This is a genomic window from Actinoplanes lobatus, assembly GCF_014205215.1.
Taxonomy (GTDB): Bacteria; Actinomycetota; Actinomycetes; order Mycobacteriales; family Micromonosporaceae; genus Actinoplanes; species Actinoplanes lobatus.
On sequence record NZ_JACHNC010000001.1, the window covers coordinates 7,192,285 to 7,208,615 of the forward strand.

Below are 16,331 nucleotides of genomic sequence, written 5' to 3' on the forward strand. Positions count from 1 at the left end.
TCCCCACGGCTAAAGCCGGGGGTTTCCACGGAAGGCATTCGATGAGCACACCCATCCAACTGGCCCTGGCGGTCGGCGGCCCGGGACTGACGTCGCTGGCCGAGGCCGACGCCGTCGCGTCCACCGCCGAGCAGGCCGGCATAGCGGCGATCCGGCTCGCCGACCGGACGACCACGGGCCGGGTGCTCGACCCGAGCGTGGTGGCCGCCTATCTGGCCGGCCGGCACGGGGGAGTCGGCTACCTGCCGGTGCTGCCGACCACCGGCAACGCCCCGTACAACGCGGCGCGACGGGTGCTCTCGCTGGACCGGGCCACCGCGGGCCGCGCCGGTGTGGTGCTGCGTCCCGGCCGCGGCGACGAGGTGAGCGAGGCCAGCGTGCCGGTGCCCGCCGCCACCGACCCGGCGCGGCGCTGGAGCGAGTACGCGCGGGTCCTGACCCGCCTCTGGGAGTCCTTTCCCCGCGCCGCACTCGTCGGCGACCAGCACAGCGGTGTGGTCGTCGAGGACAGCCTGATCCAGGCGATCCGGCACGAGGGCGAGTTCTACCGGGTCGCCGGCCCGCTGGACGGACCCTCGTCGGTCCAGGGCCGCCCGGTCCTCGCCGCCGACCTCGGCGTCCTTGACCCGGTGGCGGTGGCGGCGGTGGCCGACGTGGTGGTGGTCGAGCACGGCCACGCGGCGGGCACGGACGCCGTACTGACCCAGGCCCTGCGGCTGGCCGGCCGCGACCGAGGCGAGGTCACCCTGCTCGGCCGGGTCAAGGTGAGCCGCGCGGATGTGGCGCCCGGACTGGAGCAGCGGCTGCGCTCCTGGGCGGACGAACACCTGCTCGACGGCCTGGAACTGGTACCCGACAGCGCGGAGACGGCGATCACCGCGCTGCGGGCGCTCACCCCGCGGCCCCCGGCACCCACCCTGCGGGCCGCCTACGGCCTGCGCGACGTCCGGGCGGTGCTGGCATGACACACCGCCCGGCCGCTCCCGGCGCTACCCGAGGAGGCACAGCATGACCGCCGAAGTGATCGACTTCCGGTACACCGTGGCAGGCATCCGAGCCGGCGCCGAGCCGATCCTGCGCCGCCTCGCCGCCGGCTCGCGGGACCGCGAACTCACCCGCGCCTACGCGTACCAGGAGGTCCGCGCGCTCGCCGAGCAGCGGATCACCCTGGTCGGCATCGCCGAGGCGGACGGCGGCGCCGGCGGCACCCTGCGCGACGTCGCCGACCTGATCATCGCGATCGCCCGGGCCGACTCCAACGTCGCCCAGGCCCTGCGCAGCAGCTTCCTCACCGCCAACCAGGTGGCCGGCCGCCCCGACCTGCCGAACCGGGCGGTCATCCTGCGGCGGCTGCGCAACGGCGACCTGTTCGCCGGCACCAACAACGAGCGCAGCGGCGGCGCGAACGGCACGGTGCACACCACCATCCGCCGCGACGGTGACGGCTATCTGGTCAACGGCGAGAAGTACTACTCGACCGGTGGGCTCTACTCCTCCTGGTTCACCGGGACCGCGCGGGGCGAGGACGGGGCCGTCTACAGCTTCACCGTTCCGGTCGACCGCGACGGCGTCGAGCGCCTCGACGACTTCGACGCGATCGGACAACGGCTCACCGCCAGCGGCACCACCCGTTTGCACGATGTGCGGGTCAGCGCCGAGGAGGTCGTGCCGCGCGACAACAGCCGGCTGGACAACCCGTGGCTCGGCTCGTTCGCCCAGCTGTACCTCGCCGCGGTGGAGGCCGGGATCGCCGCGGCCGTGCTCGACGACGCCGTCTGGTTCGGCCGGGAAAAGGCCCGGCCCATCAAACACAGCACCGCGGACAGCAGCGCCGACGACCCGTACGTGCGGCACACGGTCGGCGAAATCGCGGCCCGTGCCCACGCCGCCCGCTCGGTCGTCCTGCTCGCGGCCGAGGCGCTTCAGGGCGTACGCCACCTCGAGGGTGCCCGGGCACGCGCCGCGGGCGCGGAAGCCGCGGTGACCGTCGCCCAGACCGGCGTGATCGCCGTGGAGAGCGCGCTGCGCGCCGCCGAGCTGCTGTTCGACGTCGGTGGCGGTTCGGCGACCAACCGGGACCTCGCCTTCGACCGGCACTGGCGCAACGCCCGCACGGTCGCCAACCACAACCCGCGCGACTGGAAGACGGCGGTGGCCGGCGCCTACCGGCTCACCGGCGAGGAACCCCCCACCACCGGACTGTTCTGAGAGGAATCACGATGACCGTCAAGACCGACCGGGTGCTGGGGCGCACCGGCGTGCGGCTCAGCCCGCTCACCCTCGGCACCATGAACTTCGGCCGGTGGCAGGACGAGGCCGAGAGCATCCGGATCATCCACGCCGCGCTGGACGCGGGGATCACCGCGATCGACACCGCCGACGTCTACGCCCAGGGTGTCTCGGAGCAGATCGTCGGCAAGGCGATCCAGGGCCGCCGTGACGACGTCTTCCTGGCGACCAAGTTCCACGGCCAGATCGGCGACAACCCGCTGCACGCCGGCAACTCGCGCCGTTGGATCGTCCAGGCCGTGGAGGCCAGCCTGCGCCGGCTCGGCACCGACCACCTCGACCTCTACCAGGCGCACCGGCCCGACCCGCACACCGACCTGCTCGAGACGCTGCAGGCCCTCGACGACCTGATCCGCCAGGGCAAGATCCGCTACTACGGCACCTCGGTCTTCCCGGCCCACCAGCTCGTCGAGGCCCAGTGGCTGGCCCGTACCCACTCGCTGATCGGCCCGCACACCGAGCAGCTGCCCTACTCGCTGCTGGTGCGCAGCGCCGAGCGCGAGGTCTTCCCGGTCGTTCGCGACCACGGGGTGGGCGTGCTCAGCTACGGCCCGCTCGCCGCGGGCTGGCTCTCCGGCGCGTACCGGCTCGGCGCCGAGCAGCCCGCGTCGGCCCGCGCCGACCTCATCCCCGGCCGCTTCGACATCACCCTGGGACGCAACCGGCGCAAGCTCGCCGCCGCCGACGCCCTCGCGGCACTCGCCGAGGAGCACGGCCTGACCCTGGTCGAGCTGGCGGTGGCGTTCGCGCTGAACCATCCGGCGGTCAGCAGCGTGATCATCGGGCCGCGCACCGGGGAGCACCTGGAGGCGTACCTGAAGGCCGCCGCTGTCGTGCTCGACGACCAGGTGCTCGACCGCATCGACGAGATCGTCGACCCCGGCACCCATTTCCTGGAACGCGACACCGGTCGCGACACCCCGTCCCTGCAGCCCACCGCCCTGCGAAGGAGCCACCTATGAGCACTCTGCCCTACCGCCGTGCCGGAAGGTCCGGCCTCGACCTCTCCGCCTTCTCCTTCGGGCTGTGGCAGAAGTTCGGCACCGACCACCCGTTCCAGACCCAGCGCGAGATCATCCTGCACGCCTTCGAGCTGGGCATCACCCACTTCGACAACGCCGACCGGTACGGCCCGCCGCACCGCGCCGCGCAGAAGCTGTTCGGCCGGATCCTGCACCGGGACCTGGCCGCATACCGGGACGAACTGATCCTGTCCACCAAGGCCGGCAATCCGATCGGCGCGAGCCCCTACCTGCAGGGCGGCTCCCGCAAATCGCTGCTCGGCTCCCTCGACCACAGCCTGCGCGACCTCGGCACCGACTACGTCGACATCTTCTACCACCACCGCCAGGACGACAGCACCCCGCTGGAGGAGACGGTCGGCGCCCTGGTCAGCGCGGTGCAGCAGGGCAAAGCCCTCTACGTGGGCGTCTCCAACTACGACACCGAACGTGCGCATCAGGCCGCCGAGCTGCTGCGTGGCAGCGGCGTCCCGCTGCTCGTCCACCAGCCCCGGTACTCGATCTTCGACCGCAGGCCCGAACTCAACGGTCTGCTCGAGCAGGCGGCCACGGACGGATTCGGGCTGGTGGTCTACTCGCCGCTGGCCCAGGGGCTGCTGACCGACAAGTACCTGGACGGCATCCCGGACGGCGCCCGCGCACAGAACAGCGCGTTCCTCAAACCCGACGTCATCGACGACACCTACCGGCAGCGAGCCGAAGCGCTCAACAAGATCGCCTCCGAGCGTGGCCAGTCCCTCGCCCAGCTGGCACTGCAGTGGGTGCTGCGACGCCCGGAGGTCACCTCGGCGCTGATCGGCGCCAGCTCCACGGCGCAGCTCGACCACAACGTGCAGGCGCTCGACTTCCCGGAGTTCACTGCCGAGGAACTGGCGCTGATCGACGAACACGGTGTGCATGGCACCGGCGTGCGGATCTGAGATGGCCTTCCCGAGACCGTTCCGGCTCGGCTTCCTGCTGCACCTCGACGGCGATCTGCCGCCGGCCGTCGCGTACCGGCAGGCGATCGACCTGTTCGTGGCGGCCGAGGAGCTCGGCTACGACTCCGGCTGGGTGATCCAGCGGCACTTCCGGCAGGGCAAGGAGCACGTCTCCGCCCCGCTGGTGGTGCTCGCCGCGATTGCCCAGCACACCCGGCGGATCCGGCTCGGCACCGGCGTGCTCGTGCTGCCGCTGGAAGACCCGTTGAAGGTCGCCGAGGACGCGGCCACCCTCGACGAGCTCAGCGGTGGCCGGCTCGAACTGGGTGTGGGCTCCGGTCCCTTCCCGGGCGCCTGGGAGGCGTTCGGGAAGGACCTCGGTGACCGGCACCGGCTGTACGACGCCGCCGTGACCCGGCTGCACGCGGTCCTCGACGGGGCGCCGCTGAACAGCCTCGGCGAGGTCCTGCACCCGCCCGGCACCGGCGTACGGCAGCGGCTGTGGCAGGCCACCAGCAGCGACCCGTCGGTCGCGCACGCGGCGGCCGTCGCGGCCGGCAAGGCGGGGGACGGGCTGCAACTGTCGCGGGCCACCGCCTGGCGGGGCGCGACGATCCGCGACGCCCAGTCCCGGCAGGCCGAATGGATCGACGCCTACCGGGCCGCGGCAGCGGGCGAACCGCGGGTGCAGGTGTCGCGGGCGGTCTACCCGCATCCCGACCGGGCCGAGGCGGTCCGTCTGGTGACGCCCGGGGTCCGCCGCTGGCAGAGCTGGATGTCCTCGCAGCGCGACGTCGCCGGGCTCAGCGTCGAGGAGTACCTCGACGCCGACCACGCCCTGCTCGGCCCGGCCGACCTGCTGGCCGCCGAACTCGCCGCCGACCCCGCGCTGCAGCACGTCACCGACCTCCTGGTCAGTTTCGTGCCGGGAGTGCCCGACTTCGACGAGCACCTGCGGCTGCTCACCACCACGGCGCGCGATCTGGCGCCCCTGCTCGGCCGGCGGCCATCCGGAGGAACACGGTGACCCGATTCCATCTCAACCTCTCCCTGATGACGCCGGGACACTTCCGGCACGCCTGGCGGCTCCCGCACGTCGACCCGCTCGCCTACCTCGACATCGACTACTTCCGGCGGCTCGTCACGATCGCCGAGGACGCCAAGATCGACGCGGTGTTCCTCGGTGACGGGCCGGCGCTGCGCGGCGAGATCGAGGACGCGCCCGGCACCGGGCTCGACCCGTTGATCCTGCTCGGCCACCTGGCCGCAGTCACCTCCCACCTGGGCGTGGTGATCACCAGCTCGACCACCTACAACTCGCCGTACAACCTGGCCCGGCGCTTCCAGTCGCTCGACCACGTCACCAAGGGCCGGGCCGCGGTCAACATCGTCACCACCGGCACACCGGCCGCGGCCGCGAACTTCGGCCTCGACGAGCACCCGGACAAGGACACCCGGTACCGGCGGGCGCACGAGTTCCTCGACGTGGTGACCCGGCTCTGGGGCTCCTGGGAACCGGAAGCCATCATCGCGGACAAGGAGAGCGGACGTTACGCCGTACCGGAACGCATCCACCGCATCGACCACCACGGCGAGTTCTTCTCCGTGGCCGGACCGCTGCCGGTGCCGGCCGGCCCCCAGGGCCGCCCGGTGATCGTGCAGGCCGGCGGCTCGGCGGGCGGACTGGAACTGGCCGCGCGTTTCGCCGACGTGGTGTTCACGGTCGCGCAGACCCGCGACCAGGCGGTCGCCTTCCGCGACGACATCCGCCGGCGGGCCGCTCTCGCCGGGCGCGACCCCGACGAGGTGAAAGTGTCGCTCGGCGTGGTCGTGCTGGTCGCCGCCACCGCAGAGCAGGCGCGGCAGCGGGCGCAGGACCTCTACGCGACGCTGCCGATCGAGCGGCTGTCCACGGTGCTGACCGGCAACCTGGGCCTGCCGCCGGGCCGGTTCGGGCCGGACGACCCGATCAGCGCGGCGGATCTGCCGCCGCCCGTACCCGATCAAGCCTTCTCGGCCGGCTTCAGCGCCTCGACCCGTGCGCTGATCGGACAGGCCCCCCACACGCCGCGCGAGCTGGTGCAGCGCAGCGCCGGCGGCGCCGGGCACCGGCTGCTGGCCGGATCGGCCGAGCAGGTCGCCGACGATCTGGAGGCCTGGTACGACGCCGGCGCTGCCGACGGGTTCACGATCATGCCCGCGGACACCGCGGTGGATCTGGAGAGCTTCGCCACCCTGGTCGTGCCGATCCTGCAGAAACGCGGCCTCTTTCAGAGCCAGTACGACCAGGCCACGCTGCGTGGCCGCCTCTTCGGAAGGGAACCCGGCTGATGTCGTTCACCGCCCGCTACGCCGACCACACGACAGCGCTGGGCGTGGCCAATGACCTGCTCACCTCGCTGCTCGCCCGCCGGTCGGTGCGCAAGTTCGGCCCGCGCGACGTCACCGACGACGAGCTGGCCGCGCTGATCGCCGCCGCCCAGTCCGCGCCCACCTCGTCCAACCTGCAACCGTGGAGCGTCGTCGCGGTCCGCGATCCGGACCGCAAGAAGCGGTTGTCGGTGCTCGCCGGCAACCAGGGCTTCGTCGCGCAGGCGCCACTGTTCCTGGTGTGGATCGCCGACCTGGGCCGGGCCCGTCGCCTCGCCGCCCGGTCTGGCGCCGACGTGCACGCCGCCGACTTCCTGGAGACCACCATCATCGGCTTCGTCGACACCGCCCTGGCCGCGCAGAACGCGGTCGTGGCCGCGGAGTCGCTGGGTCTCGGCTCGGTCTTCGTCGGCGGCATCCGCAACCATCCCGAGCAGGTGGCGGCCGAGCTGGCGTTGCCGCCGCACACGGTGGCGGCGTTCGGACTGGCGGTGGGGGAGCCGGACCCGTCCGAGCAGGCGGACGTCAAGCCACGGCTACCGCAGGCGGCGGTGCTGCACCGGGAGCGGTACGACGCGGAGGCCGCGGACCGGCACATCGACACCTACGACGAGCGGCTGGCGGCGTACAACAGCAGGTTCGGGCTGCCCGGCGGCTGGAGCGACCGGGTGCTGACCCGCTTGCGCGGGCCGGAGTCGATGGCCGGTCGGCACCTGCTGCGTGAGACCCTGGAACGCCTCGGCCTGCCGTCACGCTGATCGCGCGACGCCGCCCGGGGCCTGAGTTCCACCTACGCCCGGCCGAAGTTGAGCTAGTTCGCAGCCCGGGCTTCACCAGCGGGGCGCGTGAGATCCGCGGATTCTCCCCGGCGCAGAGCGAGCGGATCCTCGATCTGCTGTGGTCGGAGGCCACCCGCACCGAGTACACGGTGCGTTTCCGGTGGGCCGCCGGCAGTGTCGCGTTCTGGGACAACCGGGCCACCGCGCACCTGGCGATCGCTGACGCCGGCCATCTCGGCCACGACCGGGTCCTTTACCGGGTGGCCCTGGAAGGTGACGTGCCGAAGGGCGTGGACGGCCGGGAGTCCGAACCGGTTTCCGGTGAGCCGTTCCACGGCAACTGACCGGTCCGCGAGCGAAGGCGCCCCGGCCGACGGCCGGGGCGCCTTCGTGTCAGCGGCTACGCGGATCGGGCAGTTTCAGCCGCTCGCGGATGGTCGAGCCGTCGTAGGCGGTGGGGAAGGCGCCCGCCTCCTGCAGCAGCGGGATGACCTTCTCGTTGAACTCGGCGATGCCGTCGGGCAGTACCGGAATGTGGATGTTGAAGCCGGCCACCGCACCGGAACTCCACCAGTCCAGGATGGTGTCGGCGACCTCGCGCGGCGTGCCGACGGCCAAGCGGTGGCCGCCTTCGACGCGGCGCACCAGCTGGCGCGGGGTGACCGGCTCGGCCGCGGCGAGTTCGGCGAACGACTTGACGAAGCCGACCGGCCGTTTCTGGTCCTCGGTGTAGGCGAACAGCGCCGGATCGAGGGGAACGTCGGGATCGATCCGGGCGTCCAGGTCGACGGCCCAGTTGCGCCGGAGGAAGTCGGCGATCAGGCCGTCCTCGCCGCGGCGGCCGTGCAGCGCCTCGTGCTTGCGGTACGCCTCCTCGCGGGTCGCACCCAGGATGACGGTCAGGCCCGGCAGCAGCCGGATGTCGCCGGGATCGCGGCCGTGCGCCAGCGCCCGCTCCCGCAGCCGGGCCTGGTAGTCGAACGCGGACTGCTTGTGCAGCAGGGACGCGTACACGATGTCGGCGTGCCTGGCGGCCAGGTCGATGCCGGCGTCGGAGGCGCCGGCCTGGGCGATGACCGGGTGGCCCTGTGGCCCGATCGGCACGTTGAGCGGGCCGGCGACGTCGAAGAACTCGCCGTGGTGGTCGATGCGCCGCGCGGTCGTCTCGTCCCACAGCGCGCCCTGCGGCGCCGGTCCTGCCGGGGTGTCCCAGCTCAGCCACAGGTCCTTGACCACCTGGAGGAACTCCTCGGCGCGCCGGTACCGCTCGGCTCGTTCGGGCAGCGGCGCCGCCCCGAAGTTCGCGGCGATGTCCGGGTTGAAGCTGGACACGACGTTCCAGATGACCCGGCCGCCGGAGATGTGGTCGAGGGTGGCCAGCCGGCGGGCCAGGTTGTAGGGCGAGTTGTACGAGGTGGAGGCGGTGAGCAGGAACCCGATGTCGGGTACGGTCGCGGCCACCGCGGAGAACAGCACGGTCGGGTCGAAACTGTGGATCGGCCGTGAGGTGTTGTCGCGTTGCAGGGCCGGGTGGTCGGAGACGAAGACGATGTCGAAGACGCCCTCGTGGGCGAGCTGAGCCGAACGCAGGTAGTGGTTCCAGTCAGCGAACCGGTTCCAGCGGGTGCCCGGTGCGGCCCAGGAGCGGGCCGCGGAGCCGGTGCTGTTGAGCGCGACGCTCAGATAGAGGCGGTGTGTGGTCATGCGGCTTCTCCTGTGGCGACCGGTTCGGCGTGTGGTGTCCAGACAGCGTGGGCGTACTCGTCGCGCGACGGCGGCGCCGGGGGAGTGGGCCGGGGCGGGTCCGCCAGGACGAAGTCGCGGGTGACGGCGTCGACGAGGCGGGTCACCCCGGAGCGCAGGCTGGGCACATCGCCGACCGGCAGTCCGAAGCTCTGGCTCGCTCCGGCGTTGAACACGTGGATCTGCGACAGCCACCCGTCGTCCGGGTCACGGGCGGTCAGCTGGTAACCGGGTCCGAGGTAGGGAAAGGCGCCGAGATACTCGGAGCGTGACTCGGCCGGGGGTTCGTACACGTCCCGCCACAGGGCGATCTTCGAGGCGATCCCGGCGAGCTCCGGCCTGGTGGCGGGATCGTGCTGGTACCCGGTGCCGGCGATCACGAAGTCGTAGGTGTGTGTCCCGTCGGCGGCGGTGACCTCGACCTGCCCGCCGGTCTCGGCGGTGCGCTGCCAGGGCGCGGCCAGGTGGATCCGGAAGTTCGGGTGGGCGGTGGCCCGCAGCACCGAGTCCAGCGGGGTGCTGGCGGTGAAGGCGAAACGGCGACGCCATCGTTCGGCGGCCGGCAGCAGGTGGAAGGTGTCGAACAGGGCGAGGGCGGGCGGTTTGCCGCCGGGCCGCACGATGGCCAGGTCGGCGCGTCGGGAGAACAGGTGCACCTCGGCCGCGCCGGCCTCGAGCGCGGTGGCGGCGGCGTCGAAGGCCGAGGCCGCAGAGCCGAGAACAGCGACGGTACGGCCGTGCAGCGCGGCGAAGTCGACATGGTGTCCGGTGTGCGCGAACACCGCCGAGGACAGGCCGGCCACCTCCGCGGGGATGCGGGGGCCACCGGTGCCCTCGACGCCGTTGGCCAGGATCACCTTGCGGGCGACCTCGACGGTGTCCACGCCGTCAAGGCGCAGGCGCAGGCGGCCGGAGCTGTCCGGCTCGATGCTCAGCACGCGGACGCCGTGCCGGACCGGTACTCGTACCTGGCGCCGGAACCATCGCAGGTAGGCGATCCAGTCGGCGGTGGCGGCCCGGTCGATCGCTGTCCACGCCTGTGCACCGTCGCGGGCCTCGAGCCAGGCGCGGAAGCCGAGCGCCGGATTGCCCAGCTCGGGGCCGACGAGGTTCTTGTCCGTGCGCAGCCGCAACATCCGGGCCTTCGCCGCCCAGCTGCCCACATGTTGTTCGTCGTCGGCGGCGTCGAGCACGGTGACCCGGGTGATGCCGGCGCGGCGCAACGCGTACGCGATGGTCAGCCCGCTCTGCCCGGCGCCGACGACTGCCACGTCGTGGTCGGCGCCGTCGGTCGGCGGCACCCAGCCGGCCGGGTCGTCTCCGAGTAGACGCAGTGATTCGCTCGCCAGTAGATCGGCGTTCACGAGGCTCCTTTCCACGGTTGTCGGCGATGGGCCGCTGAACGGACGTCGAGGGGCGCCCGTTGCGCGTAACGGATGATCTGTTCCTGGTCTATGAGGCGATGACGAATCGGCTGGTGCGCAGAGACGGGGCGATGTCGTCCGCGACGGTGCGAAGGATCCGCAGGACGGAGGCGATGTTGGGGTCGCGGTGGCGGCCCTCCCGGACCACCGCGCTGATGGTCCGCCCTCCGAGGGCAGGTCCCTCGACGATGAGCCCCTCCAGGTGCGCCGGAACGGCGAGCCGGGGGACGATCGCGGCGGCCACCTCGGTGGCGGCCAGTTCGCAGACGTTCGGTGCGCCGATGACCCGGTGTTTGACCTGGGGAACGAATCCGCCGGACCGGCCGGCACGCATGACTGCCGTGTCGAGTCCGGAGTCGCGCCGGCCGGTGACCCACGGCTCGTCGGCGAGCGCGGCCAGGCCGCGGCCGCGGATCCGCAGGTGGAGATACGACGGCGCCATCAGGACCAGGGGCTCGTGGAGCAGGTGCTCGCCGGTGAGCCCGCCCCATGGCTCGTCGGCGCGGAAGTCGTACCGGCAGGACAGGGCGATGTCGACCTCGCCCTGTCGCAGCAGCCGGACGGCTTCGGGGCTGGTGGACTGCTGGACCTCGATCTGCAGGTCGGGTCGTGATGGATCGTCGCTCCGCCACGGCTGTCACCGTGCCGAGCTCGGCGAGGTCGTTGAGAAGCATCATGCGGCGAAGGTCGAGCATCACGCGCCGCCGATGACGCCTCGGCCGGCTTGCCGGCGGCTGGTGAGGTTCGCGCGCTCCACGAGAATCAATATCCCACGCACCGGCGCCATAACCTAGTTTACCTATGTAACTACTAGGCTATGGCGCGGAGCGGCGGCTCGGCCACGACCGGACGGGCCACCTCCACGATGGCGAGCAGCGGGGATCGCGGCGCGTTGTCAGCCGGCCGAGTCGCCGGGCCCGTCGGCGCGGTAGCCGACGGCGACCATCACGAGGCGACGGCAGCGGCGCGGTCCTCCGCCTCCGCCACGGCGCTCCGGTCCTCGTCGCGGTGGAGGCGGTACTCGCGGACGGTGTACGTCAACGCGGCCGGCCAGACGACAGCGATGGCGAGATGGAACCCGTACCGGACGCCGTCGGAGGCATCGATCCAGTCGCTGCGCAGCAGCGAGCGGGCGTTGGTGAGGATGATCAGACCGCCGACCGTGGTGCCCGCCACCCGCGGTGGGATGGGGCGCACGAGCCACGGGGCGATCGGCGCGGCGATCACTCCACCGAGCAGAAGCCTGAGGACCCAGACCAGGCTGATGTTCTCCGAACCCAGCCCTGCCAGGAACCCGAGGCTCGCGGCGACCGCGACCAGGAACTCACGGATCGACAACGAGATCGACATCGACTCCCGCCCGTCATCGGCAGTCATCCGGCAACCTGCACCGTGAACGACATACTGGATGCCGCTACAGGTCACCCCTTCTCGAGGCAACTCCCGAGCCGACCGAACCGCAGTGAGAAGGCCAGCCACGTTCGCGATCGGCGACAAGTCTTCAGGGCGCTGGACAGAAGTCCGCGCGGTGCTGGCAGCTTCATGATCGGGTGGATGCCCGTTTGGATCGCCGGGAACGGAAACTCAGGCGATCATGTCGTCGACCATCACACCGTACGAGGACGGCCCGCTGATCGTGCGCGGTGACTTCGAGCTGCGTACCCCGGAGGGTGAACCGATCGACCCGGCACGCGACACCATCGCGCTCTGCCGGTGCGGCAGATCCGCCGACAAACCGTTCTGCGACGGAACCCACAAGACGTTCCGGTTCAAGGCCGGCGCCGGACGCGACCTCCCGCCCGCGCGGCCCGGCGACCCCCAAGATGCCTGACCGGATCGCCGACACCGCCACGTTCGACGCCGGTGCCGTGCCGGTGCGGGCATGGTGGTCATACCATGGAGGTGGAGAACCGCTGCCAGACCCGGTGGGAGCCGAGGAACCGCTCGACGGCGTCGAGAGTCTCCGGACCCGACTCCGTGGCGATCACACCGGGCGTGCCGATGATGCCGGCCTGATCGAGAACCGATGCGCCGTCGCCCCAGGCACCGATCGCCTTGGCGTGCCGCCACGCCTCGTCGACCATCAGCAGCACGCGCGGGTCGACCGTGACGTCGTCGGCGGCTGCGGCCTTGGCGTCGCGGGCAGGTAGCGCGTCCGGGGCGGGCGGCGGCGCGGCGGCGAGCAGCAAGGCGTCGAACTCGACGGACCGTGCCGTGGCGAACGTGCGCTGCGCGGTCACTGTGCCGATCGTCCCGCCGTGCGGCGCGATGATCAGCGGCACCATGCCGGCGGCGATCAACGCCTCCCGCACCGAGGCCACCCCGTCGGGCTCCTCATCGCCGATGACGATGCCGACGATCCGGCCGTCGGCCGGCCATGTCTGGCCCATCTGGGACAGCGCCGGGCTCGGGGTGACCTCGGTAACCGGCTGCGCCGGCTCCGGCACGGGCATTCCGAGACCGGCCGCGACCTGCTCGCACAGCAGCGGGTCCACGTTGGCCAGGCACTGCAGCTGTCGTTGTTTGATCGCCTGCTCGTAGCACTTGCCGAGTTCGAAGGTGTATGCCGCGATGATGTGCTCCTTCTCCACCGGCGACATGCTCTGCCAGAAGAGGCGGACCTGGCTGAAGTGGTCATCGAAGGAGACCGGGTTGGCCCGGATCTTGGGTGCTTCGGCGACCCGGACCGGCACGTCGACGAAGGCGTTCTCGGCGTCGCCCGCCTCGAACGGGTTGCCGCCGTCGAGCGAGTTGGGCCGGTAGGGCGCGACTCCCGCGTGGACGGCCTGCTGGTGGAAGCCGTCGCGCAGCATGTCGTTGACCGGGGCGTGCGGGCGGTTGATCGGGATCTGCGGGAAGTTCGGCCCGGCGAGCCGGGTCAGCTGCGTGTCGACGTAGGAGAAGAGCCGGCCCTGCAGCAGCGGGTCATTGGTGACGTCGATGCCGGGCGGCAGGTTGCCGAGGTGGAAGGCGACCTGCTCGGTCTCGGCGAAGAAGTTGGTCGGCGTGCGGTTGAGCACGAGGCGGCCGACCGGCTGCACCTCGGCCAACTCCTCCGGAACGATCTTGGTCGGGTCGAGTAGGTCGATCCCCGCGAACGTCTCCTCGGGGGTGTCCGGGAAGACCTGCAGGCCAAGTTCCCACTCGGGGTAGGCGCCGGCCTCGATCGCGTCGTAGAGATCGCGACGGTGGAAGTCGGGGTCGACACCGCAGATCAGTTGTGCCTCCTCCCACGTCAGCGAGTGCACGCCGAGCTTGGGCTTCCAGTGGAACTTGACCAGCACCGTCTCTCCGGCGTTGTTGATCAGCCGGAAGGTGTGCACCCCGAAACCTTCCATGGTCCGGAAGGAGCGCGGGATGCCCCGATCGGACATGTTCCAGATCGTGTGGTGCTGCGCCTCGGTGTGCAGTGACACGAAGTCCCAGAACGTGTCGTGCGCGCTCTGCGCCTGCGGGATCTCGCGGTCCGGGTGCGGCTTGGCGGCGTGGATGATGTCCGGGAACTTGATCGCGTCCTGGATGAAGAAGACCGGGATGTTGTTGCCGACCAGGTCGAAGGTGCCCTCGTCGGTGTAGAACTTCGTGGCGAAGCCGCGTGTGTCACGGACCGTGTCGGCCGAGCCGCGGGAGCCGAGCACGGTGGAGAATCGGACGAAGACCGGTGTCTGCGCGTCCTTCTTCAGAAAGGCCGCCCGGGTGAGCCCCGCCGCAGTGCCGTACGAGGTGAACGATCCGTGCGCGCCGGTTCCGCGAGCGTGCACCACCCGCTCGGGGATGCGTTCGTGGTCGAAGTGGGTGATCTTCTCGCGCAGGTGGTGATCCTGCAGAAGCACCGGACCGCGCGGACCGGCCTTGAGTGAATGGTCGGTGTCTCGCAGCCGCGCTCCCTGCGCCGTGGTGAGGTAGGCGCCCTGCTGCCCGTTCGCGGTGGGCGCGGCGCCGGTCTCGGCGCCGGTGGGGGTACGAGTGTCCGGTGTGCCCTGCTCGCCCTTTGGGGGCAGCGGGTCGTGCGGGATGGTCACTTCCTCCACCGTCGGCGTGCCGCTGCCCGGCGCGCCGGGCACATGCGAGCTGAGCGCATCAGCCACCTTGGCCGCGGCGTTCTCCACGACATCCTCGACCTTCTCGACGGGCTTGCGCGGGACCATCCCGGTCTCCTTCCGCTCGGTGAGCGTCTGGCGGATACCCGCCACAAAGCGGGTCAATCTTCACGCCCGCCAGGCAGCGGAATTGCGCATTCCGCCGCCGGCGAATCTTGTAGTTCGCGCGACATCGCCCGCACGGGGGCGCCTGGGAGCGGCACGTAACGCTTAGGCTGGCCTGGCGCGCTGCGACGTGTCAGCGGCGACCTCGCGCCCGTTAGTACGGCGGCGAGCCGGAGGTAGCCGTCGGTTGCCATTCGACGAGGACCGCGCTGGCGTCGTCCTGCAGTTGTCCGTCTTGGTAATCGAGGATGGCGTGAACGAGCCGGCGCATGGTTTCGGGCGCCGAGAGTTGATCGGCCAGGGCACGGGTGATGAACTCGACGAGTCGGGCGGTGCCGAAGAATTCGTTGTCGAGCGTGCGGGCTTCGATGACGCCGTCGGTGTAGAGCAGGATGCGATCGCCCGGCTGCAAGGTCTCTTCCGTCACCGTGGGGCTGCGCCCGAACCGACGACCGAGTCCCAGGGGTAGCGCGGTGGGCGCGACGAACTCCGTGACCAGTTTTCCATCGCGTAGGAGTAGTTCGGCGGGATGTCCGGCGGAGATCCGGCGTAGTGCGCCGGTGGCGGCGTTGAGTTCGCACAGGACTGCGGTGACGAAGGCGTGCGGGTGTTTGCGGGCGATCCAGCCGTCGACGGAGTTGTAGATCTCCGCCAGGTCGAGCCCGCCGCGGCGGGCATTGCGGTAGGCGTTGATCGCCAGCGAGGTGATCGTGCTGGCGTCGAGGCCGTGCCCGGCGGCGTCAAAGATCGCCAGGCGGAGGATGTCGCCGTTGACGGCATAGTCGAAGGCGTCACCACCGACGTCGTAGCAGGGTTCCAGCACGGCGCTGACCGCGATGTCACAGCCGATGAAGGTCAATGGTGGCAGGAGATTCCACAACACCTCAGCGGCCAGCTGCATCGGTTGCCGGCGGCGGGTGAGCTCAACCGCGTCGCCGTAGGCACGCCGTGTCATGACCAGCTCGGCCAGCAGGCTGGCTACCAGCGGGAGGTCGTGCCGATGCTGGTCGGATATCGCATCGGTGACGGCTTCCAATACGCCGAGGCGCTCGGTGCCGTTGAGCAGTGGCACCCACAGACGGTGCGCGTGTTCGTCTCTGGTCTCGTAGATCTCGGTCAGTGCGAATGCCCGTCCGGGCAGGGTGCCGTCGACGGCGATCGGCGCTCTGGCGGGAGCTTCCGGACCGGGCAGTGGTCGTAGCTGTCGTTGGTCGTAGTCAACGAGATAGACGACCACTTCCCGCGCGTTGACCAGAGGTGCGAACCGCGTTATTGCGGCCGCGACATCTTCGGGCCGGGCATGATGCGAAGCGGTCAGCAGCCGACTGAGCAGCCGCAGCAGATCGGCCACCAGCACCTCCGCCTCACATTGTGATCAGCGGCCGCGAGCACGTGTGGATCGAGCATATCGGCCGGGGTGCGGGGCACGCCGAAAACCGCGGACGATGATGATGGTGTGCCGAAGACGCGGGCACGAACCAAGCCGGCGGGGCGGGCACCACACCAGTGCCGCTCTACCCGACAGCACACTCGTGATATTCCGGGCAACCGATGACCTTCCCGGTGCCAGGTGTCAGAG

15 protein-coding genes are annotated in these 16,331 nt (G+C 71.0%); 9 read left to right on the forward strand and 6 right to left on the reverse strand.

The window, feature by feature from the left end:
• The first annotated feature begins 41 nt into the window (after positions 1-41).
• The 8 genes from BJ964_RS32815 (at position 42) to BJ964_RS32850 (ending at position 7,724) form a co-directional block, all read left to right on the forward strand.
• Positions 42-965, forward strand: coding sequence for an LLM class flavin-dependent oxidoreductase (locus BJ964_RS32815; protein ID WP_188124283.1), 924 nt, complete (start codon positions 42-44; stop codon positions 963-965).
• Positions 966-1,008: 43 nt separating this feature from the next.
• Positions 1,009-2,208, forward strand: coding sequence for an acyl-CoA dehydrogenase family protein (locus tag BJ964_RS32820; protein ID WP_188124284.1), 1,200 nt, complete (start codon positions 1,009-1,011; stop codon positions 2,206-2,208).
• Positions 2,209-2,219: 11 nt separating this feature from the next.
• Entirely contained in the window at positions 2,220-3,251 is a 1,032-nt protein-coding gene (locus BJ964_RS32825; protein ID WP_188124285.1) for an aldo/keto reductase, read from the forward strand.
• Positions 3,248-4,231 (forward strand): aldo/keto reductase, encoded by a 984-nt coding sequence (locus BJ964_RS32830; protein WP_188124286.1) that lies wholly within the window; start codon positions 3,248-3,250, stop codon positions 4,229-4,231. The genes BJ964_RS32825 and BJ964_RS32830 overlap by 4 nt, the downstream gene beginning before the upstream one ends.
• A 1-nt stretch (position 4,232) precedes the next feature.
• The gene (locus tag BJ964_RS32835; RefSeq protein WP_203832910.1) at positions 4,233-5,258 is read left to right on the forward strand and encodes an LLM class flavin-dependent oxidoreductase; all 1,026 of its coding nucleotides are present in this window, start codon (positions 4,233-4,235) and stop codon (positions 5,256-5,258) included.
• A complete protein-coding gene (locus BJ964_RS32840) occupies positions 5,255-6,562 on the forward strand; it encodes an NtaA/DmoA family FMN-dependent monooxygenase (RefSeq protein ID WP_188124288.1) in 1,308 nt (435 codons plus the stop codon). The genes BJ964_RS32835 and BJ964_RS32840 overlap by 4 nt, the downstream gene beginning before the upstream one ends.
• Positions 6,562-7,359, forward strand: a complete 798-nt coding sequence (locus BJ964_RS32845) for an NADPH-dependent oxidoreductase (protein ID WP_188124289.1) — start codon at positions 6,562-6,564, stop codon at positions 7,357-7,359. Before BJ964_RS32840 ends, BJ964_RS32845 begins: the two co-directional genes overlap by 1 nt.
• A gap of 92 nt (positions 7,360-7,451) precedes the next feature.
• Complete coding sequence (locus BJ964_RS32850) at positions 7,452-7,724, forward strand: TauD/TfdA dioxygenase family protein (RefSeq protein ID WP_268248049.1); 273 nt, start codon at positions 7,452-7,454, stop codon at positions 7,722-7,724.
• Between the two features lie 49 nt (positions 7,725-7,773).
• Here the strand turns inward: BJ964_RS32850 and BJ964_RS32855 are convergent, their stop codons facing one another.
• From BJ964_RS32855 to BJ964_RS32870, 4 genes are all read right to left on the reverse strand, one after another.
• Positions 7,774-9,084 (reverse strand): NtaA/DmoA family FMN-dependent monooxygenase, encoded by a 1,311-nt coding sequence (locus BJ964_RS32855; RefSeq protein WP_188124290.1) that lies wholly within the window; start codon positions 9,082-9,084, stop codon positions 7,774-7,776.
• Positions 9,081-10,487, reverse strand: coding sequence for an FAD-dependent oxidoreductase (locus tag BJ964_RS32860; RefSeq protein ID WP_188124291.1), 1,407 nt, complete (start codon positions 10,485-10,487; stop codon positions 9,081-9,083). Before BJ964_RS32860 ends, BJ964_RS32855 begins: the two co-directional genes overlap by 4 nt.
• Positions 10,488-10,575: 88 nt before the next feature.
• Positions 10,576-11,148: a LysR substrate-binding domain-containing protein gene (locus BJ964_RS32865; protein WP_203832913.1), complete on the reverse strand. Its 573-nt coding sequence runs from the start codon at positions 11,146-11,148 to the stop codon at positions 10,576-10,578.
• Positions 11,149-11,492: 344 nt separating this feature from the next.
• Positions 11,493-11,924, reverse strand: coding sequence for a hypothetical protein (locus BJ964_RS32870; RefSeq protein ID WP_188124292.1), 432 nt, complete (start codon positions 11,922-11,924; stop codon positions 11,493-11,495).
• Positions 11,925-12,141: 217 nt separating this feature from the next.
• On the opposite strand from BJ964_RS32870, the gene BJ964_RS32875 reads away from it, so the two are divergent.
• A complete protein-coding gene (locus BJ964_RS32875; RefSeq protein WP_188124293.1) occupies positions 12,142-12,378 on the forward strand; it encodes a CDGSH iron-sulfur domain-containing protein in 237 nt (78 codons plus the stop codon).
• Positions 12,379-12,436: 58 nt separating this feature from the next.
• Here BJ964_RS32875 and BJ964_RS32880 read toward each other — a convergent pair whose 3' ends face one another.
• Together BJ964_RS32880 and BJ964_RS32885 are read right to left on the reverse strand one after the other, a co-directional pair.
• Positions 12,437-14,695, reverse strand: a complete 2,259-nt coding sequence (locus BJ964_RS32880; RefSeq protein WP_188124294.1) for a catalase — start codon at positions 14,693-14,695, stop codon at positions 12,437-12,439.
• A 211-nt stretch (positions 14,696-14,906) separates the two neighbouring features.
• Positions 14,907-16,103: a PP2C family protein-serine/threonine phosphatase gene (locus tag BJ964_RS32885; RefSeq protein WP_188124295.1), complete on the reverse strand. Its 1,197-nt coding sequence runs from the start codon at positions 16,101-16,103 to the stop codon at positions 14,907-14,909.
• Positions 16,104-16,331: the final 228 nt, after the last annotated feature.